The 19,600-nt window shown below is 60.4% G+C and carries 19 protein-coding genes and 1 other RNA gene; 10 read left to right on the top strand and 10 right to left on the bottom strand.

Going from position 1 to position 19,600, the window contains the following annotated elements:
- The first annotated feature begins 3 nt into the window (after nt 1–3).
- The 6 genes from ACORLH_RS12715 (at nt 4) to ACORLH_RS12690 (ending at nt 9,230) form a co-directional block, all read left to right on the top strand.
- Nucleotides 4–1,338, top strand: a complete 1,335-nt coding sequence (locus tag ACORLH_RS12715) for a sigma-54-dependent transcriptional regulator (RefSeq protein WP_058242805.1) — start codon at nt 4–6, stop codon at nt 1,336–1,338.
- Nucleotides 1,292–2,023: an HAD family phosphatase gene (locus tag ACORLH_RS12710; RefSeq protein WP_321828770.1), complete on the top strand. Its 732-nt coding sequence runs from the start codon at nt 1,292–1,294 to the stop codon at nt 2,021–2,023. The genes ACORLH_RS12715 and ACORLH_RS12710 overlap by 47 nt, the downstream gene beginning before the upstream one ends.
- A gap of 473 nt (nt 2,024–2,496) precedes the next feature.
- Entirely contained in the window at nt 2,497–5,652 is a 3,156-nt protein-coding gene (locus tag ACORLH_RS12705) for an Rne/Rng family ribonuclease (protein WP_321828769.1), read from the top strand.
- A gap of 133 nt (nt 5,653–5,785) precedes the next feature.
- Nucleotides 5,786–6,547, top strand: a complete 762-nt coding sequence (locus ACORLH_RS12700) for a cytochrome c biogenesis CcdA family protein (RefSeq protein ID WP_058242807.1) — start codon at nt 5,786–5,788, stop codon at nt 6,545–6,547.
- Nucleotides 6,548–6,621: 74 nt separating this feature from the next.
- Complete coding sequence (locus ACORLH_RS12695; RefSeq protein WP_321828768.1) at nt 6,622–7,854, top strand: hypothetical protein; 1,233 nt, start codon at nt 6,622–6,624, stop codon at nt 7,852–7,854.
- Nucleotides 7,851–9,230, top strand: a complete 1,380-nt coding sequence (locus ACORLH_RS12690; RefSeq protein ID WP_321828767.1) for a cytochrome P450 — start codon at nt 7,851–7,853, stop codon at nt 9,228–9,230. Before ACORLH_RS12695 ends, ACORLH_RS12690 begins: the two co-directional genes overlap by 4 nt.
- A gap of 91 nt (nt 9,231–9,321) precedes the next feature.
- Here ACORLH_RS12690 and ACORLH_RS12685 read toward each other — a convergent pair whose 3' ends face one another.
- From ACORLH_RS12685 to fumC, 4 genes are all read right to left on the bottom strand, one after another.
- Complete coding sequence (locus tag ACORLH_RS12685; RefSeq protein ID WP_058242810.1) at nt 9,322–9,543, bottom strand: ribbon-helix-helix domain-containing protein; 222 nt, start codon at nt 9,541–9,543, stop codon at nt 9,322–9,324.
- Nucleotides 9,540–9,725, bottom strand: a complete 186-nt coding sequence (locus ACORLH_RS12680) for a DUF4169 family protein (protein WP_321828766.1) — start codon at nt 9,723–9,725, stop codon at nt 9,540–9,542. Before ACORLH_RS12680 ends, ACORLH_RS12685 begins: the two co-directional genes overlap by 4 nt.
- A 70-nt stretch (nt 9,726–9,795) precedes the next feature.
- Nucleotides 9,796–9,939 (bottom strand): hypothetical protein, encoded by a 144-nt coding sequence (locus ACORLH_RS12675; RefSeq protein ID WP_321828765.1) that lies wholly within the window; start codon nt 9,937–9,939, stop codon nt 9,796–9,798.
- 115 nt (nt 9,940–10,054) lie between these two features.
- Complete coding sequence (fumC, locus tag ACORLH_RS12670) at nt 10,055–11,449, bottom strand: class II fumarate hydratase (RefSeq protein ID WP_321828764.1); 1,395 nt, start codon at nt 11,447–11,449, stop codon at nt 10,055–10,057.
- Between the two features lie 313 nt (nt 11,450–11,762).
- Here fumC and ACORLH_RS12665 point away from each other — a divergent pair, with 313 nt between their 5' ends.
- Complete coding sequence (locus ACORLH_RS12665) at nt 11,763–11,855, top strand: DUF6500 family protein (protein ID WP_420719754.1); 93 nt, start codon at nt 11,763–11,765, stop codon at nt 11,853–11,855.
- A 15-nt stretch (nt 11,856–11,870) separates the two neighbouring features.
- On the opposite strand, the gene ACORLH_RS12660 is transcribed toward ACORLH_RS12665, so the two are convergent.
- The 6 genes from ACORLH_RS12660 to ACORLH_RS12635 form a co-directional block, all read right to left on the bottom strand.
- Nucleotides 11,871–12,422, bottom strand: a complete 552-nt coding sequence (locus tag ACORLH_RS12660) for a methyltransferase type 12 (protein WP_321828763.1) — start codon at nt 12,420–12,422, stop codon at nt 11,871–11,873.
- 149 nt (nt 12,423–12,571) lie between these two features.
- Nucleotides 12,572–13,051 carry an SspB family protein gene (locus ACORLH_RS12655; RefSeq protein ID WP_321828762.1) on the bottom strand — a complete coding sequence of 160 codons (480 nt, stop codon included), beginning with the start codon at nt 13,049–13,051 and terminating at the stop codon, nt 12,572–12,574.
- Between the two features lie 181 nt (nt 13,052–13,232).
- The gene (gene chrA / locus ACORLH_RS12650; protein ID WP_321828761.1) at nt 13,233–14,474 is read right to left on the bottom strand and encodes a chromate efflux transporter; all 1,242 of its coding nucleotides are present in this window, start codon (nt 14,472–14,474) and stop codon (nt 13,233–13,235) included.
- A 92-nt stretch (nt 14,475–14,566) separates the two neighbouring features.
- Nucleotides 14,567–14,917, bottom strand: a transfer-messenger RNA (tmRNA) gene (gene ssrA / locus ACORLH_RS12645).
- Nucleotides 14,918–14,930: 13 nt separating this feature from the next.
- On the bottom strand, nt 14,931–15,458 hold the full coding sequence (locus ACORLH_RS12640; protein WP_321828760.1) for a DUF1287 domain-containing protein: 528 nt from the start codon (nt 15,456–15,458) through the stop codon (nt 14,931–14,933).
- A 273-nt stretch (nt 15,459–15,731) separates the two neighbouring features.
- Complete coding sequence (locus ACORLH_RS12635) at nt 15,732–16,454, bottom strand: FadR/GntR family transcriptional regulator (protein WP_321828759.1); 723 nt, start codon at nt 16,452–16,454, stop codon at nt 15,732–15,734.
- Nucleotides 16,455–16,580: 126 nt separating this feature from the next.
- On the opposite strand from ACORLH_RS12635, the gene ACORLH_RS12630 reads away from it, so the two are divergent.
- The 3 genes from ACORLH_RS12630 (at nt 16,581) to ACORLH_RS12620 (ending at nt 19,545) form a co-directional block, all read left to right on the top strand.
- Complete coding sequence (locus ACORLH_RS12630) at nt 16,581–17,096, top strand: DinB family protein (protein WP_321828758.1); 516 nt, start codon at nt 16,581–16,583, stop codon at nt 17,094–17,096.
- Nucleotides 17,097–17,114: 18 nt separating this feature from the next.
- Nucleotides 17,115–18,104 (top strand): acryloyl-CoA reductase, encoded by a 990-nt coding sequence (gene acuI / locus ACORLH_RS12625; RefSeq protein ID WP_321828757.1) that lies wholly within the window; start codon nt 17,115–17,117, stop codon nt 18,102–18,104.
- A gap of 217 nt (nt 18,105–18,321) precedes the next feature.
- Complete coding sequence (locus ACORLH_RS12620) at nt 18,322–19,545, top strand: aminotransferase class V-fold PLP-dependent enzyme (RefSeq protein WP_321828756.1); 1,224 nt, start codon at nt 18,322–18,324, stop codon at nt 19,543–19,545.
- Nucleotides 19,546–19,600: the final 55 nt, after the last annotated feature.

Below are 19,600 nucleotides of genomic sequence, written 5' to 3'. Positions count from 1 at the left end.
ACCATGGCAAAAGCAATGAAAATCGCCATCGTGGACGACGAACAGGATATGCGTCAGTCCATCAGCCAATGGCTGGCCCTGTCGGGCTATGACACCGAAACCTTCGCCAGCGCCGAAGATGCGCTAAAGGCGCTGGGGCCGGATTATCCGGGCATTGTCATTTCGGACATCAAGATGCCGGGCATGGACGGGATGCAGTTCCTGAAAAAACTCATGGGGTCTGACAGCGCATTGCCGGTCATCATGATCACCGGCCACGGGGACGTCCCCATGGCGGTAGAAGCGATGCGGGTGGGGGCGTTTGATTTCCTCGAAAAGCCGTTCAACCCGGACCGGATGACTGAACTGGCGAAAAAGGCCACCAATGCCCGTCGCCTGACATTGGACAACCGGGCCCTGCGCCGCGAACTGTCGGATGGTGGTCAGCTGATGAAGAAGCTGATCGGCTCCGCCCCTGCGATGGAACGTCTGAAAGAGGATATTCTGGATCTGGGTCAGGCCGACGGTCATGTGCTGATCGATGGTGAAACCGGTACCGGCAAGACGCTGGTGGCGCACGCGCTGCACGCGGTTGGCTCCCGCGCCGGAAAGAAGTTTGTGTTGCTCTCCTGCGCGGCGTGGGATGAGGACGCGCTGGCCAAGCGTCTGTTTGGCCCGATGCTGCCCGAAGACAGCCAGCTGCCCGCCGTGGAAGAAGCCCGTGGTGGCACCTTGGTGCTGGAAGACGTGGAGGCGCTGAGCGATAGCCTGCAGGCGCGCCTCCTGTCCTTTATCAACGATCAGGGCACGCCAGCAGAAACCCGTGTGGTGGCGATCTGCAACATGCAGGAACAGGACCGCACCTGCGAAGACGCGCTGCGCTCGGATCTGTTCTACCGTCTGGCCGCGCTGCGCATAACCCTGCCGCCGCTGCGCCAGCGGGGGGAGGATATCCTGACCCTGTTCACCCGCCTCAGCGAACAGTTTGCCGAGGAATACGGCTGTGACACGCCGCAGGTTTCAGCCCAAGAAGCCGCGCAGCTGTTGCAGGCCCCTTGGCCGGGCAACGTGCGTCAGCTGATCAACCTGGCCGAACGTGCGGTGCTGCAATCGCGTCGTGGCTCGGGCACCATTGCCTCGCTCCTGATGTCGGATCATGAAGACATGCAACCGGTGATGACCACCGAGGGCAAACCGCTGAAAGAGTACGTTGAAGCCTTCGAACGCATGCTGATCGATAACACCATGCGCCGTCACAAAGGCTCCATCGCGTCAGTGATGGAGGAGCTCTGCCTGCCGCGCCGGACGCTGAATGAGAAGATGGCGAAATACGGCCTCGCCCGTGCGGATTACCTCTGAGATCTGCACAATGCTGCCAGAGGCCTATCTGTTCGATATGGACGGTCTGCTGCTCGATAGTGAGCGGCTGGCCATGTCCTCCTTCCTTGACACTGTGGTGTCCAAAGGCGTCGCGCTGTCGAGGGCTGAGCCTTTCTTCCTGACCCTTGTTGGCACCTCAGCAGCCACCACCAATGCCATGCTGCTGGAGTTTCTGCCCAAAGCGCTGAAACCGGCAGATGTCATTGAGGAATGGCGCGCCAATTTCGATGCGGCGGTGTCCGCGGATCTGCCTGTCAAAGAAGGTGTGGCTGAGGTGCTGGCGGATCTGGCCGGGCAGGGTGCCCGCATGGCGGTTGTCACCTCAACACTGGGCGATCGTGCCCGCCACCATCTGGAGGTTGCTGGCCTGTTGGGCCATGTGGAATTTGTGCTGGGCGGCGATGAGGTGCGGGCCACCAAACCCGATCCAGCCCCCTACCTGCAGGCGGCGGAACGGCTGGGGGTCAACCCGAACCATTCGGCAGCGTTTGAGGACAGTGATCGCGGCATCGCCGCCGCTGTGGCCGCCGGATGTCATGCGGTGCAGATCCCGGATCTGCGGCCTGTGGATAAACCGCTGCCGGATTTGGGGCAAATGGTCGCCCGCACCCTGGCCGAAGCCGTCAGCATGGCGCAGCACAGCGTGGCAAATAAGGGGCGTTGATCCCTTAATGGTTGCTTTTTCAGGCTCAATTCCCTTTCAGGCAGATCGCGCAGACATTTTCCCATTGTAATTTATCCCCAGCCCGCACTATGTTCTGGAGACGGTGTCGTGGACTCCTCCCGCACCGCATGAGTTTCGCTGATCCGAAGATCGGCCGACGGCATCAGACTTCGCCGCGACCCCTCGGACAGACCGATTGGGCCCGGACCGCGCCCCCGCGGACGAGCCATTTTAGACCGCCTGACGCCAGACACTCTGGCGCGGGCCATGAACGGGCGCATTGAGCGAGGTCACCATACCCGCCTGTAGCGTCGGAGAAGAAACGCGATGAGGCGCGCGAAACCTACGAGTTCCACTGCAACGGCTGAGAACAGCCGGCTTTGCAGCGCGTCCGCACTCGCCCCTGACAGACATCTGCCGCAACCTGCCGGGCCCCCGGGCCGGGCGGTTCTGCCGCGATGCAAACGGACAACATGGCAAAGAAAATGCTCATCGACGCCACCCACGCGGAGGAAACCCGCGTCGTGGTGGTGGACGGCAACAAGGTTGAGGAATTCGACTTTGAATCCGAAAACAAACGCCAGCTTGCTGGCAACATCTATCTGGCAAAAGTAACACGGGTCGAACCTTCACTGCAGGCGGCTTTTGTAGACTATGGCGGCAACCGCCATGGCTTCCTTGCCTTCTCGGAAATCCATCCTGACTACTATCAGATCCCGGTCGCCGACCGCGAAGCGCTGATGGAAGAAGAACGTGCCTATGCCGAACAGCAGAAGGCCGAAGAGGAAGAAGAAGAGAAAAAGCCGCGTCGCCGCCGGTCGCGGTCGCGCGCTGCGTCGAACCGCTCGAAGGATGCGAAAGTCTCCAAAGAGGTGGAAAAACCTGCTGAGGACACCCCGGCGGCTGAGGCCGATGCGCCCGCTGCTGAGGCGTCCGGCGAAATCGCTGGCATGGAAACTATCGACCTGACGGACGAAACCACTTCGGACGCCATTGAAGTTGGCGCCGCAGATGTGGTCGACGCAGGCGAAGGCCTGTCGCCGATGGAAACCGTGGCGGAGACCCCGGTTGAAGAACCTGCTGAAGCAACCGCAGAGGACGCGCCGGCAGCAGAGGCCCCTGCAGAAGAAACTGCTGACGCCCCTGAGGCGGGTGAAGAGGCCGCAGCAGCTGAGGCACCCAAGGCAGATGAAGCCGTGGCGCAGGCACCTGCGGCAGACGCGGCTGAGGCGCCGGCTGAAGAGCCTGCTGCCGAAGAGGCACCTGCTGAGGACACGGCAGAAGGTGCTGCCGAAGCTGCCCCTGAGGCCGCTCAGGCAGAAGAGGTGAAAGCCGACGACGCCGTGGCCGAAGCCCCGGCCGAGGAAGCCCCTGCGGAAGACACTGCCGCGGAAGACGCGCCTGCCGCCGAAGTGGAAGTCAATGCGGAAGAGGCATCGGAAGAAGCTTCCGACGATGAAGACGAAGACGGCGACGACAAGCTGGATGCGACCGAAAAAGACGACAGCATCGAATCCGTCGCCGAAGAAGATGACAGCGAGGAAATCCGCCCGCGCCGCAAACCGCGTCCGCGTCGCTACAAGATCCAGGAAGTCATCAAGGTTCGTCAGATCCTGCTGGTGCAGGTCGTTAAAGAAGAGCGCGGCAACAAAGGCGCGGCGCTGACCACTTACCTGTCGCTGGCGGGTCGTTACTGTGTCCTGATGCCCAACACCGCCCGTGGTGGTGGCATCTCGCGCAAGATCACCAATGCTGCCGACCGTAAGAAACTGAAAGAGATTGCCAATGAGCTGGACGTGCCCAAGGGCGCCGGGCTCATTGTGCGCACCGCCGGTGCCAAACGCACCAAAGCCGAGATCAAGCGCGACTATGAATATCTGCAGCGCATGTGGGAACAGATCCGCGAGTTGACGCTCAAGTCGATCGCGCCCGCCAAGATCTACGAAGAAGGCGACCTGATCAAACGGTCGATCCGTGACCTCTACAATCGTGAGATTGATGAGGTGCTGGTGGAAGGTGAACGCGGTTACCGCATCGCCAAGGACTTCATGAAAATGATCATGCCGTCCCACGCCAAAAACGTGAAAAATTATCAGGATCAGCTGCCGCTCTTCGCGCGCTATCAGGTGGAAAGCTACCTCGGTGGCATGTTCAACCCGACCGTTCAGCTGAAATCCGGCGGCTACATCGTGATCGGTGTGACCGAAGCGCTGGTGGCGGTTGACGTGAACTCGGGCCGGGCCACCAAAGAGGGCTCGATCGAGGAAACCGCGCTGAAGACCAACCTGGAGGCCGCTGAAGAGGTGGCGCGCCAGCTGCGTCTGCGCGATCTGGCCGGTCTGATCGTCATCGACTTCATCGACATGGACGAACGCCGCAACAACAACGCGGTTGAGAAACGTCTGAAAGATAAGCTGAAATCGGACCGCGCGCGGATCCAGATCGGCCGTATCTCGGGCTTTGGCCTGCTGGAAATGTCGCGTCAGCGTCTGCGTCCCGGCATGATCGAGGCCACCACCCAGCCTTGCCCCGCCTGTCACGGCACCGGCCTGATCCGTTCGGACGACAACCTAGCGCTGTCGATCCTGCGTCAGATCGAAGAGGAAGGCACCCGTGGCCGCTCGCGCGAGGTGCTGGTGAAATGCCCGGTTGGTATCGCCAACTTCATCATGAACCAGAAACGTGAACACGTCGCCCAGATCGAAGGCCGCTATGGTCTGTCGGTGCGGATCGAAGGCGATCCGATGCTGATCAGCCCCGACTTCACGCTGGAGAAGTTCAAAACCGCCACCCGCGTGGTTGCCGAAGCGCCGGCGCCTGTGGTTTCGGTCGACACCTCGCTGATGGATCAGATCGACGAGGAGGCGGAAGCCGAAGAAGCAGAGGAAGCGCTGGCCGCAGAAACTGCTGAAAACGGTGAGGATGAGAACAAGCCGAAGAAGCGCCGCCGCCGTCGTCGCCGCCGGAAAAACGCTGGTGAGCGGGCAGAAGGTGAAAACGGTGAGGCACAAGAGGCTGAAGCCGAAGGCGAAACCGCTGAGGCTGCTGAGGCTGTGACCGACGAAGGCACTGAGACTTCGGAAGCTGCTGCGGGCGACGTCCCGGCAGAGGAGAAGAAACCACGCCGCCGTCGTCGCTCGCGTCGCCGCAAATCGGATCAACCCGCTGAGGGCACCGAGGAGGGGGCCGCAGCTGACGCCGAAGCCCCTGCCGCTGACGCGGGTGCGGAGCCTGCCACCGAAGAGCCTGCCGCTGAGGCAGAGGTAACCGCAGAGGCAGACGCGCCGGCTGCTGAAGACACCGCCGAAGAGGCCGTGACCGAGGCACCTGAAGCGGAAACCGTTGCAGTGGCAGCAACCGAAGACACTGTGGCAGAAGACGCCCCAGCTGAGGACGCCGCTGCAGCGGTTGAAGCTGAAGCCGAACCTGAGGCCGCGCCGGAACCCGTTCTGGAAGAGGTAGCTGCTGAGGCCGCACCCGAAGCTCAAGCCGAAGCTCAGCCTTCTGAGGAACCTGCCGCAGCGCCAGAGCCTGCCCCGGAACCCACACCCGAGCCGGTGGCCGAGGTCGCTGTGGAAGAACCCGCAGCCCCGCCAAAGCCCAAGCGCCGCGGTTGGTGGTCCGTCTAAAGGGCTGACAGCATTACAGTTTGAACGCCGCTCCCTCGGGGGCGGCGTTTGCGTTTGGGCCTGTAACGTTTCGCCACGGCCTTGTGACAATGCGTCGGGTGACAGCGCTGCAGCGATCAGGTAGCTAAGCCCTATGTTCGGACTTGAAAATATCAGCATCATCGATGCCGCCCTGCTGCCTGCCATGCTCATCGCGCTTATCGCGGGCCTGATTTCCTTCCTCAGCCCCTGTGTGCTGCCGATCGTGCCGCCCTACCTGGCCTATATGTCCGGGGTTTCGATCACCGATCTCAGCGAAGGCAAGGCCAAGACCGGCAAGGCGGTGGTGCCGGCGCTGTTCTTTGTGCTGGGGCTGTCGACGATTTTCCTGTTCCTTGGTTTCACCGCCTCTGCGGTGGGCACGCTGTTCCTGCAATATCAGGGTTGGTTCAACGCCATCGCGGGCATCCTTGTGATGATTTTCGGCGCGCATTTTGTGGGCGTCTACCGGATCGGTTTTCTGGACCGCGAGGCGCGCATTGATGCGGGGGACCGCGGGGGATCGGCCTTTGGCGCCTATATTCTAGGCCTGGCCTTTGCCTTTGGCTGGACGCCCTGTATCGGCCCGCAGTTGGGTGCGATCCTGTCGCTGGCCGCCTCTGAGGCGTCACTGACCCGCGGCACCTTGCTGCTGGCGGTCTATGCGCTGGGGCTTGGTGTGCCGTTCCTGCTGGTCGCGGCCTTCCTGCCACGGCTGACCGGGGTGATGGGCTGGATGAAACGCCATATGGAACAGATCGAACGGGTGATGGGGCTCCTGTTGTGGACCATCGGCCTGTTGATGCTGACTGGCGGCTTCTCCGCCTTTTCCTACTGGTTACTGGAAACCTTCCCGGCACTGGCGCTGGTCGGGTAATCTCTTCAAAATAAACAGGTAACGGTTGTGGTGCTTTGGTAAATCTGCGCTAAGATGGCGTGGACGAGGCACCTATGACCGAGCAAGACCACAACAGATCCGCCCAAAATGTGCAGCGCCGTCGGGTGTTTTACATCCCCGGCTACGATCCGATTCACCCGCGCCGCTACCGCGAACTTTATCGCAAGGAGGGCGCGGCGCAGGCTTTAATCTCGGGTTATGATCTGGCGCTCAGCCCCAAACAGCTTGAGGGACCCTACGGCTGGCGTGTCACCTCAACCCAGGACGGTGCCGTGGTAGAAACCGATGTGCAGGTGCTCTACTGGGCGGATCTGGTGCGTGACAGCATGGATCTGGGCATCACACAAACCTACCTGCAGCTGATCCGCACCGCCTGGACCTATATCGGCTCGGGCGCGCTCTGGCGGTTGATACGGTTGCGCAAAGGGCCGGTGATTGCCGCGCTGTACCCGGTGATTTTTCTGCTGGTGCAGCTGATGCTGGCGCTGCTCTTGGCCTGGGGGCTGGGGCAGGGGCTGGCGCTGCTGCATCCTTGGGCGGCCTGGGGCGGGCTGATTGTGGTGCCCTTTGTGCTCAATTGGTTTCGCAAGAAGGACGGCAAGTTCTTCGCCTATTACCTGATGCATGACTACGCCTATTCCGCCCATTTCAAAGGTGCCAACCCGCCTGCGCTTGAGGCGCGGATCACCGAGTTTCGCGCGCTGATCGCCGCGGCCCTGCGCACAGATGTGGATGAGGTTTTGGTGGTGGGGCACAGCTCCGGCGCGCATTTGGCGATTTCAATCCTGTCGGATCTGATCCGCGCAGGAGAGGTGCCGGCAGAGGGCGCACGGCTGAATTTCCTGTCGCTGGGGCAGGTGGTGCCGATGGTTTCTTTCCTGCCGCAGGCCGGACGGCTGCGCGGCGATCTGGCCTATCTGTCTGAGCGCGAAGAGATCTTCTGGCTCGACGTCACTGCGCCCGGGGATGGCTGCGCCTTTGCGCTCTGCGATCCTGTGGCGGTCAGCGGTGTGGCACCTGAGGGCAAACGCTGGCCCATCGTGATCTCAGCCGCCTTCACGCAAACACTCAGCCCGGACCGCTGGAAGGCGCTGCGCTGGCGGTTTTTCCGGCTGCATTTTCAATATCTCTGCGCCTTTGATCGGCCCGGTGACTATGACTATTTCCGCATCACGGCAGGGCCGCAGCGCTTGGATCACCGGTTTGCCGGGCGCCAGCCGTCCAAATCACGCATTGAGACCCCGGTGAACAAGTTCACCCAGATGTCTGAGCGGGGGGCGCCATGACCACGCCAGCGCCGCTGCCGCCAAAACCCCCAGCGCGGGCCGATAAGGTATCGCTCTGGCGTTACCTGCGCCTGTTCCGGCAGGATATCCTTTCGGCGCAGCCGCAGCGGCTCTACCGGGCCTGGATGGCTGAGTTTCGCACGCCCTTTTTCCGCAGCTACATGTGCAACCAGCCCGATCTGGTGGATCTGGTGCTGAAACAGCGTCCGGATGACTTCCCCAAGTCTGATCGGATCAGTGAGGGGCTGCGTCCCTTGCTGGGCAATTCGGTGTTCCTGACCAATGGCGAAACCTGGAAACGCCAACGCCGCATCATTGATCCCGCCTTTGAGGGCGGACGTCTGCGCGACACGTTTCCGGCCATGTGGGCGGCAGGGCAGGCGGCGGTGGCGCGGCTGAACACGGCTGCCGACGGCAAGCCGGTGGAGATTGAGGCCCACAGCAGCCATGCGGCCGCTGATGTCATTTTTCGCACCCTGTTTTCGATCCCGATCGAACATGCTGTCGCGGCTGAGGTGTTCGACCAATTCCGTGAACATCAACGCACGCAGCCTGTATTGAACCTCGGCGCCTTTGTGCCGCTGCCCAAATGGGTGCCCCGGTTCCATCGCAAGAAAACCCGCGAAACGGCGGCGGTGATACGGGCGCTGATCACCCAGCTGACGCAGGACCGAATGGTGGCCATCCGCGCGGGGGAGGCACCAGATGATCTGGCGACCAAGATCATGACCACCGCGGATCCTGAAACCGGCGCGCGCTTTGACACCGAGGAAATGGTGGATCAGGTGGCGATCTTCTTCCTCGCGGGACATGAAACCAGTGCCTCGGCCCTGGCCTGGGCGCTCTACCTCTTGGCGCTGCACCCTGACTGGCAGGAAAAGGTGGCGGCGGAGGCGCATGTGCTGGCCAGCCCGGTGCTGCCGGAATTTTCTGTTGTCTCCAAACTGCGGTTGACCCGCGATGTATTTCGGGAGGCGCTGCGGCTTTACCCGCCAGTGCCGATGATGGTGCGCGAAAACCGCTGCCCCGAGGAGTTTCGCAAACGGGATGTGCCGGTTGGCAGTCAAATCGTGCTCAGCCCCTGGCACCTGCATCGCCATGAGCGTCTTTGGGATGATCCTGACAGCTTTGATCCCGCGCGTTTCGCGACAGAGAACGGCAAAGACTGCCTGCGCCACGCATATATGCCGTTTTCAGCCGGGCAAAGGGTCTGCACCGGCGCCGGTTTTGCCATGGTCGAAGGCACCCTGCTGCTGGCACAGCTGGTGCGGGCCTACCGGTTTGACCTGGTAGACGAACGCCCACCTGTTCCGGTGGCGCATCTGACGGTGCGCGGGAAAGATGGTATTTGGCTGCGCCTGACACCGCGGGATTAACTCAGGCTTTTCTCCTCTCAGGCCCAGACTAGCCGCAAGAGATGAACGAAGGTTTAACACAGTGCAGATATAAGTGCTGTTGCCAGAATAATCAGGCGCAACGAGCCCGGTAGTGCCGCAATACATAAAGGCGCATTTCGGTGGCCAGCCCACAATCCAACGCGCGCGCTTCATCAATTTCGGCGGCCAATTCATTGATCGCAAGGTCGCGCTCTTGCGCGATTTCGCGAAACGCCTGCCAGAACTCATCCTCTAATGAGACCGAGGTGCGGTGGCCGCGCAGGGTGAGGGAACGTTTGACCGGGCGGCTCATTCCGGGGGATGCCCGTCGCGTTTTTTGCCGTCCAGATCCTTCTGCGCCTTGGCATTCTGGGCGCGATCCAGCGATTTCTCAGCCTTGGTGCGGCCGAATTTCACAGCGTTTTCATCGGCCTGCGCCTTTTTCTCGGCGCGGGCTTTAGCTTTGCGAAACTTGTTGAGGTTCACCACTGTCATAGCATCACTCTAGCCACCTGGGGCCGTGTTGCCCAGCACCTCTTGCTGCCAAATTTGGGGCTAATGCCGTCTATAACAACAACCCAAGCTGCAGCAAAAGCCGCGCATCCTGCATTTCCCCCGCGTCGGCAAACACCGGCGAAGTGGCAAGGCAAAAGCCGCTGAGCACCAAAAGAAGAACCAGAAATACTGGCGGAATGTACGTCTTGGCCATGGAGCCCCCCCCTGTTTTCAATGGGGGTGATACGCGGACCAAAGTCGGTTCCGTCGCAGGAAAATGAAAAAAGGCGACACTCGGGCCGCCTTTTCTTTTTGTTGGTAACCGAAAATTAGTCTTTCGGACCTATCATCTGTTCCGGGCGCACAACGGCGTCGAAAGTTTCAGCATCCACGAAGCCAAGCGCGATGGCTTCTTCTTTCAATGTGGTGCCGTTCTTATGGGCGGTTTTTGCCACGGTGGTGGCATTGTCATAACCGATGGTCGGGGCCAGGGCGGTGACCAGCATCAGGCTTTCTTTCATCAGCTTTTCGATGCGCGGCTCATTGGCCTTGATGCCCAGAAGCATCCTCTCGGTGAAGCTGTCGGCGACGTCACCCAGCAGCTGCATGGACTGCAGCAGGTTGTAGGACATCATCGGGTTGTAGACGTTCAGCTCAAAGTGGCCTTGCGAACCCGCAAAGGTCATCGCCGCATTGTTGCCCATCACATGGGCGGCCACCTGGGTCATTGCCTCGGCCTGGGTTGGGTTCACCTTGCCCGGCATGATCGAGGAGCCTGGCTCGTTCTCCGGCAGGATCAGCTCGCCCAGACCCGAACGCGGGCCCGAGCCCAGGAAGCGGATGTCGTTGGCGATCTTGTACATGGCGCCGGCGACGGTGGCCAAGGCGCCCGACATGAAGACCATTGCGTCATGGGCGGCCAGCGCTTCGAATTTGTTCGGCGCGGTCACAAAGGGCAGGCCGGTGATTTCGGCCATGTTCGCCGCAACCTTTTCGCCCCAACCTTTCTGGGTGTTGAGGCCGGTGCCAACCGCTGTGCCCCCTTGTGCCAGCTCATAGATGCCGGGCAGGGCGGCCTCCACACGGGCGATGCCCTGGCGGATCTGATGGGCATAGCCGCCAAATTCCTGGCCCAGTGTCAGCGGGGTCGCGTCCTGTGTATGGGTGCGGCCGATCTTGATGATGTCTTTGAACTCTTCCGACTTCTGTTCCAGACCTTCGGCCAGTTTGTTCAGACCCGGCAGCAGCGTGTCGCGCACCATCATGGCGGCGGCAATGTGCATTGCGGTCGGGAAGGTGTCGTTGGAGGACTGACCCATGTTGCAGTGGTCGTTGGGGTGCACCGGATCTTTGGAGCCGATCACACCGCCGAGGATTTCGATCGCACGGTTTGCAATCACCTCGTTCGAGTTCATGTTCGACTGGGTGCCCGAACCGGTCTGCCAGACAACCAGTGGGAAGTTATCGTCAAACTTGCCCTGGAAAACCTCACCGGCGGCCTGAATGATCGCATCGCCGATCTTGGCGTCCAGCTTGCCCGACTCTTTGTTGGCCATCGCGCAGGCCTGTTTGATCACCCCCAGCGCGCGCACAATGGCGACGGGCTGTTTTTCCCAGCCGATGGGGAAGTTCATGATCGAACGCTGGGTCTGTGCGCCCCAGTATTTGTCAGAAGGAACTTCGAGGGGGCCGAAGCTGTCGGTTTCGGTGCGGGTATTCGCCATGATGACCTCCGAGATATCTGTTGCAGTTTTCATAGCGTAATCCGGGCAAAGTGCAATGCTGTATACCGTGGGATACCGCTAACACTTACACAGCGTGGCCATTGGCGGGGATGCTGACAGTCGCTGTCAGCAGGCTGATTGAACCGCCCAGCCGCCGCATATTACCCCGAAGGAAAAGGAGCGGCCCCATGCGAGAGACATTGCGCCTAAAAGCCATCAAAATCTGTGACGCCAAAATCGCCCAAAAAGGCGACGGTGTTGGCCTGTCATTCTATGCGTTTTCGCCAATAAAAACGATGACCCCGAGTTGCTCATGGAGGCGGCGGAGTGGTGGATCAGAACCCACCAGCTTAACCACTTTGAAAAAGCGGTGAAGGTGCGGGCTCTGATCGCATCTGGGGCCTGAGGTCGCGGCCGCGTGTCAGCGGCGCGTAATCCGATAGATGGTGGCCGGGGGCAGGTTGGCCCAGACCGTCGCCAGTTTGCGCGATTGCAGCCCCAGGTCCGACAGGAGGTCATCGCCAAACGGGGTGCGGATGGAATAGGTGAACTGGGTGAAACTGGCCCCCGGCGCAAGCACGCGAAAGGCAGGTTCCAAAACGCCGCGCTGCAGGTCCGGGCGGGCTAGCATCGGCACCCCTGAAATCACCGCGCCGATGTTGTTTAATCCAATTTTGTCAATGTCTTGTCCGGGTCGGTTCAACACCTGCACGCCGGGGAATTTTTCCCGCAGCGTGTCGCAGAACCGCGGGCCCATTTCCAATAAGGTCAGCCGTTCAGGCGCGATGCCATGATCCAATATGGCGCGGGTGAAACTGCCGGTGCCGGGACCGATTTCCACAATCGGACCCTCGACCTGTGCCAGCCCTTCACACATCCACTGCGCCGTTTTTGCCGAAGACGGAGCCACCGCGCCCACCTCATTGGGGCGGCGGATCATTTCGCCAATAAACAGCGTGAAGTCCCGTGCCATATCAATCCTCCCGTAATAAAATCTATTACGGGTTAAGATATGTCACCTGATTGTAAATGTGAGATGGCGCTGCCAAAAAATCCGGGCAACCCCATTGTCAATGGGCAAGCATTCGCCGATCTGCGGGCAGAGACGGGGAATGCTAGGACCTACTTGCGGAAACTGTCGAGGCTGACGACCTCGGCCTCCTGCGGGGCGGATTTTTCTTCCAGGATCTCTTCCAAGGCGGCGGTGCCGTCTTGTTCGGTGATATCCTCGTCTTCTTCTTCGCCGTCCTCTGGGGTTTCAAACCGCAGGCCAAACTCGACCGAGGGATCGACAAAGGTGCAGATTGAATCAAATGGCACGTAGAGCGGTTCCGGCTGATCGCCAAAGTTCAGCGTGACATGAAACCCGTCTTCTTCGACCAGCAGATTGTCATACCAATGCTGCATCACCACGGTCATTTCGCTGGGGTAGCGCTCCTTCAACCAACTGGCCAGCACCGCATCCGGGTGGGTGGTGTCGAAGGTGATGAAAAAATGATGCGCGCCCGGCAGGCCGTTTTCCGCAACGCCTTGCAAAACCTCCTGAATCAGGCTGCGCATGGCGCGGTGCATCAGGTTTCCGTAGTCAATGCTGCTTGACATAAGAGTGCCTTTCTTGGTGCGGGTCTGAGCATAGGGGATTTGCCAAAAAACGAAAGGGCAAGTGACCGAAAGCGGGTAAAAAAATCTGTGGGTGGGTCGGGGTGTGTGTCCGAGCCTGCCGCTCGGCGGGCGGTCTAAGCAGCGGTATCCTGATGAGTGGTCAACGGGTTAACCGGTGATGTTAGCTCAGAAGGCCCCAGATGATGCCGACCAGTCCCATGATCGCCAAGGTCGTCAGCATGCCGCGTTTTAGACCCAGCATCAAAACAGCCGCCAGCCCCATGAACCCTGCCGCGACGGGTGAAAAGCTGCTGACATCCGGCACGGGGCCGAAACGTGTCTGGCTGACCTGACCAAACAGAACCTGAAGCGCGAACCACAGCGATAGGTTGGCGATCACCCCCGCCACGGCCGCCGTGATTGCGGACAGCGCATTAGACAGGCGCGGCGCGTGGGTCAGCAGGTTGACGTAGGGCGCGCCGGCAAAAATCCACAGGAAACACGGCACAAAAGTCACCCAAAGTGCGAGAGCTGAGGCCGTGAGCGCCAAGCTCACCCCGCCCTGCATTTGACCAGCCAGGGTTGCAACGAACTGAGTGACCAGGATCAGCGGGCCCGGGGTGGTTTCCGCCAGCCCCAGGGCATCAATCATCTGTGGCAGGCTCAGCCAGCCATGATCATTGACCACGGCCTGCGTCATATAGGCCAGCACCGCATAGGCGCCGCCAAAGGTCACCACCGCCAGCTTGGAGAAAAACAGCGCAACTTCGCTGAGGAACGCATGATCCCACAGCGCCAGCAGGCCAAAAGGCGCTGCCCACAGCGAAGCGCAGGCCAAAACCGGACGCCACAGAAACCGCGGCGCTTCCTTTGCTTCGGTTGGCGCCTGCGAATGTTCCGCGCTCAACGCACCCCACACTGCGGCGGCCAAAACCACCAGCGGGAAAGGCAGTTGCAGGAAAAAGATCGCGGCAAAGGACAATGCGGCCAGCACATAGGCACTTGGCCGGGTCAGGGCCTTGCCGGCGATCTTGCGCAATGCGGTGAACACAACGATGACAACAGCCGCCTGAATGCCCAGGAAGGCCGATTGCACCAAGGGCAGCGTGCCAAACTGCGCATAGGCCAGCGCCAACGCCAGAATGACCACCGCCCCGGGCAGCACAAACAGGGCGCCGGCGATCAACCCGCCCAGGACACCGCGTTTCAACCAACCTGCATAGGTCGCCAGCTGCATCGCCTCAGGCCCGGGCAGTAACATGCAAAACGACAAGGCCGACAGGAACTGTTTTTCGCTCAGCCAAGGGCGGTCTTCGACCAATTCCTTGTGCATCAGGGCAATTTGGGCGGCGGGACCGCCAAAGGACAGGACGCCAATACGGCCAAAAACGCGGGTCAGTTCAGAAACGGTTGGGGTGGTCATGGCCTGATGCTGCTGTCATTGCAAATGCCACCCTCATACCGGCGGAGCGCGGGCACGTATAGCGGCTAAATCAGGTCTGGGATGGGTGGTAGGGTGCAGGTTTCTGTTGCCAGGTACCTGCGGACCCCGCCTTAGGCTGCTAGGCGTAAGGGCTTAAAGGTCGATATTTCGGACTGCTTACGCAGCCAGAGCCATCGGAGCACGATTGTTATTGGCAATTATGCTTAGCGAACCGATAACGGTGGTATCTCACCGGGACAAAGCTAACCCCTTTAGACGTTCGTCGATCCTGTTTCGGCCCCATGATCCCCCAATAAAGGATATTTGGTGGAGCCGCCGGGTACCGCCCCCGGGTCCGATCCGCTTATTACGAGCGCGTTTATGTCCATAGTCCCCAAGGGAACAGCTCCTATATAGGCGGGAACTTCGGGGAAGAGAAGGGGCAGAATTGCAAATTTAGGTGGGGTGCAGGGCATCCTCCAGACGGTAATGTCCGGTGATCGGGTATGAAAACAGGATGTTATCCAGTCGGGTGCCGGCCCCGGCGTTGTGAATGATCAGCGGCGTCTGACTGCGGCGATCCATCTGGGTGCTGACGATGCCGATATGTGGCTGGCCGGGCCCGAAGGACCAAGTGACGATGTCACCGGGCCGAAAATCTGTGGCACTGGGCGTCGTGGCCAGCGGGCGTTCAACACCGATGCGTTCAAAATAGCGGCGCAGATTTGGCACCCGGCGATGATCGATGTTGCGATCGGGACCTGTCATACCCCAGAGCGCAGGATAGGCGTCAAAGTGATCGGCCATGTCCTCATGCACGGCCACCTGCAAATCCAGATCATGCGCGTCCCGCAAGGCGCGGATCACCACATCCGTGCAAACGCCGCGACGCCGATCAATGTCACCCATAGGATAGTCCAGCCCTTGATAGGCGCCATCATACTGCGTTGTTATGCCGATCTGCTCCTTAGCGGCGTTAACCAAACCTGCGGCCCATTCCGTGGCTGGGGTGGCATTATCTGGGCGTATTTCCTGGCCGGGCTGCCGCGGCGCGGGAAGGATAGAGTGAACAATGTCCGACAGTTTGTTGTGAGCAACCAGTCGGTGATGCGGGGAGGCCAGGCCATAGGCAGTGCCGGTCAGGGCCAAAAAGGATATCAGTAGGAGGCTTTTACGCATGCGCGAACCATGAGCCGCGCGGTGATGTCGGGCAAGTCACACCTTGCCGCCGCAGTCGTTTCGGCGAGAACAGGCTGATCAACGTGCGGTGGGTTGGTTCAGATCGCGGGTATAGCTGTGCAATTCAACAAGGGCGCTGTCGCAGTCTTCCGGCGATTGCTGTTCCAGCGCATCCACAATGCGTTGATGCAGACCGATGATCACGTCCCGGGACCGGCGGGTGTAGGTGATCATATTCATCAAGGGCTGCATCGCCTCAACCGCACCGGCCAGTTGATAAGACAGCACAGGATTGCCCGCTGCATCCACAAGGGCCCTGTGAAATGCAACATCCGAGGCACAGAACGCCTCATCCGATAGGCCAGTGGCAGACTGGCGCGTAATCTCAGCCTGCATCGCGGCCAGGTGATCAGGCTGCCGCCTTTCTGCGGCCAGGGGGGCACAGGCCCGCTCCAGCGCAAACCGCGCTTCGCAGGCAGTGTCAAAGCTGACGCCATTCATACTGAGCAGTAGGGTCGAGGTGGTGATCTGCTGGCCGTAGGCCTGCTCATAACTCAGCCGGTTCACAAAGGCACCGCCACTTGCACCCCGTTGCGTGCGGATCAGCGATTGAGCAGCCAGCCGTTTGAGCGCCTCTCGAACCGTTGGGCGCGACACTTCGAACTGAGCAGCCAGCTCTGCCTCGGACGGCAGGCGTTCGTCCACAATCAGCCGCCCCGCGATGATGGCGTCGCGGATATCACTGGCGATCGCTGCCGACAGATCGGTCGGGCGCGGACGGGGTTTTGAATTGTCTGACATTTTACTTGGCAGGTGCTGATTTATTTGTCAGACATTTATCAAGCCCCGTGGTTTCTCGCAACACTCCTGAGCATCCTCCTTAGGTTTTGGTGTCGCCAGTTCAGGATGAACCAAAGGAATGAACAAATGATTACGCCGCAATATTGTCAGCGGATGGCGCAGCATAACCTCTGGCAAAATAACGAAATGTCGGCTGCAATGGCCGCGCTGAGTGAGACCCAGCTGTGGCTGGATCGCAGCGCTTTCTTCGGCTCCATTCAAGGTACGGCGAATCATTTGCTCTGGGGCGATCTGACCTGGTTGTCGCGTTTTGACGGTGGCGCAGGTCCGGAAACAGCCTTGGAAAACAGCACTGCCGAGTCGGCGGATCTGGTCGATTGGCAGCAAAAGCGCCAGGCGCTGGATCAGCGGTTTCTGGCGTGGGCCAACGGGTTGACTGCCGCGGATATGGACGGTGACTTCAGCTGGTACTCCGTTGCAATGCAACAGGATTTCTCACTGCCAAAGGCGCTGTGCCTGATGCAGATGTTCAATCATCAAACCCATCACCGTGGTCAGATCCACGCGATGGTGACGGCCGCGGGCGGCAAAGGGTGGACCACGGATCTGCCGTTCATGCCGCCTGCGTTTGCGAAATATTAACTTTGGGAGGATAGCGTGATGTTTAACGCCCTTGTTGTTGACAAAAATGAAGATGGCAAAACGCAGGCTGCGGTGAAACAGCTGCAGCTGGATGATCTTCCGCATGCGGAGGTGACGGTCGCGGTGGACTATTCCACCGTGAACTATAAGGACGGTCTGTGCATTGGGCCCGGCGGCGGATTGGTGCGCAATTACCCCCATGTGCCGGGGATTGATTTCGCAGGCACGGTCGAAAGCTCGGAGGATCCGCGCTACGCACCGGGTGACAAGGTTGTGCTGACCGGCTGGCGTGTCGGCGAAGCCCATTGGGGCGGTTATGCCCAAAAGGCGCGGGTGAAGGGCGATTGGCTTGTCCCTCTGCCCGAAGGGATCAGCACCCGCCAGGCAATGGCGGTGGGCACGGCAGGTTTCACCGCGATGTTGGCCGTAATGGCGCTGGAGGATCACGGGCTGACCCTAGGGCAGGGTCCGGTGTTGGTGACCGGCGCAGCCGGGGGCGTGGGATCCGTTGCAACCGCAATCCTGGCGCATCTGGGATATGAGGTTGCCGCGGTAACCGGCCGACCGGAAACCGAGGAGTACCTGCGCGGCCTTGGCGCAAGCCAGATCGTTCCGCGGGAGGAGCTGAATGAAACGACCAAACGTCCGCTGGAAAGCGAAAGCTGGGCGGGATGTGTTGATGCCGTGGGCGGCGCAATGCTGGCACGGCTTCTGGGACAGATGAAATACGGCGGATCGGTAGCCGCCGTTGGCTTGGCCGGCGGTGCGGCACTGCCGGCGACGGTTATTCCCTTCCTGTTGCGGGGGGTGAACCTCTTGGGGATCGACTCGGTCCTGCAGCCGTTTGAGAACCGGCAACGGGCCTGGCAGCGGGTGGTGACGGACCTGCCGCTGGAAAAGCTGGAGGCCATGGTGCAGCCAGCGACGCTTCAGGATCTGCCGCAGCTGGGTGCGGATATTCTGGCGGGCAAGGTTCAGGGCCGGGTGGTCGTTGACGTAAACGCTTGATACTGGCGTCTTGACGACTGCGACATTGCGGTTTGGTGACTCCGTACAGCGGGGTCTCAACATTACCCGTCGCCGCCAAGTCGCTTCGGGGTGTTAAATCAAACTGTTGCGGCCCATTCTTGGGCCGCGACCTCTCCATCCGGCCAAGCGCCGCGTCAAATCTAGGCCGCGACAACGGTTCTTGACCCAATCCATGAGACACGGCAAAGCTGTGCGCATGACAGATCTAGATGTGAATTTCGTGCGGGATAACTTCCCCGCGTTTGCTGAACAATCGTTGCAGGGGCAGGCCTTTTTCGAAAATGCCGGGGGCTCTTACACCTGTGCGCAGGTGATTGACCGGCTGCAACGGTTTTATCACACGCGTAAGGTGCAGCCTTATGCGCCCTATGCTGCTAGTCAGCTTGCCGGTGCCGAAATGGATGAGGCGCGTCAGCGTCTGGCGCAGCTGATGGGCGTGGCCACGGATGAGGTCAGCTTTGGCCCGTCAACCACGCAGAACACCTATGTTCTGTCGCAGGCCTTTGGCCAGTGGCTGCAACCGGGCGAAGCGATTGTAGTGACCGATCAGGATCATGAGGCCAACTCAGGCCCCTGGCGCCGTTTGACAGAGCGTGGCATCGACGTGCGGGAATGGCGGATCAACCCAACAACCGGCACGCTGGATCCCGCCGATCTGGAAAACCTGTTGGATGAAAAGGTGCGGATGGTCTGTTTCCCGCATTGCTCCAACGTGGTGGGGGAGATCAATCCGGTGGTGGAAATCACTGCGATGGCCCATGCCGCCGGGGCTTTCGTTTGCGTCGATGGCGTCAGCTACGCGCCGCATGGGATCCCTGACGTGGGGATGCTGGGCCCGGATATCTATCTGTTTTCGGCCTATAAGACCTATGGGCCCCATCAGGGCATCATGGTGATCCGGCGGGAGCTGGGCATGCAGCTGCCCAATCAGGCGCATTATTTCAATTCGGATGTTCTGTACAAACGGTTTACCCCCGCAGGGCCTGATCACGCGCAGGTCGCGGCCTCGGCAGGGATGGTTGATTACATCGAGGCCTTGGCGGCTCATCATGGGATCAGCGGCGATCTTACGGCACAAGGCAGTGGGGTTCATGATCTGATGCGTGCGCATGAGGTGAAACTGGCCGCGCCGCTGATGGAGTATCTGCAAAACCGCAATGATTTGCGTCTGATCGGCCCGACGGACCCGGAACGCCGCGCGCCAACGGTTGCGCTGGATTTGGGCCGGGCGGCTTTGCCGGTGGCCACGGCTCTGGCGAACCATGGCATTATGGCGGGCGGCGGCGATTTTTATGCGGTGCGGGCGCTGAAGGCGATGGGCGTCGATCCCGCGCAGGGCGTGTTGCGCCTGAGCTTTGTGCATTACACGACTGAGGCTGAAATTCAGCAGCTTCTCAAGGCTTTGGACGCCGTTCTGTAAGGCAATTTCCGGGCAGAAAAACTGATCCGGCCCACGGGCCGGATCGTAATGTGGG

This window comes from Thalassovita sp. (assembly GCF_963691685.1).
In the GTDB taxonomy this organism is placed as follows: Bacteria; Pseudomonadota; Alphaproteobacteria; order Rhodobacterales; family Rhodobacteraceae; genus Thalassobius.
This window is presented reverse-complemented; position numbering and strand designations above follow the sequence as displayed.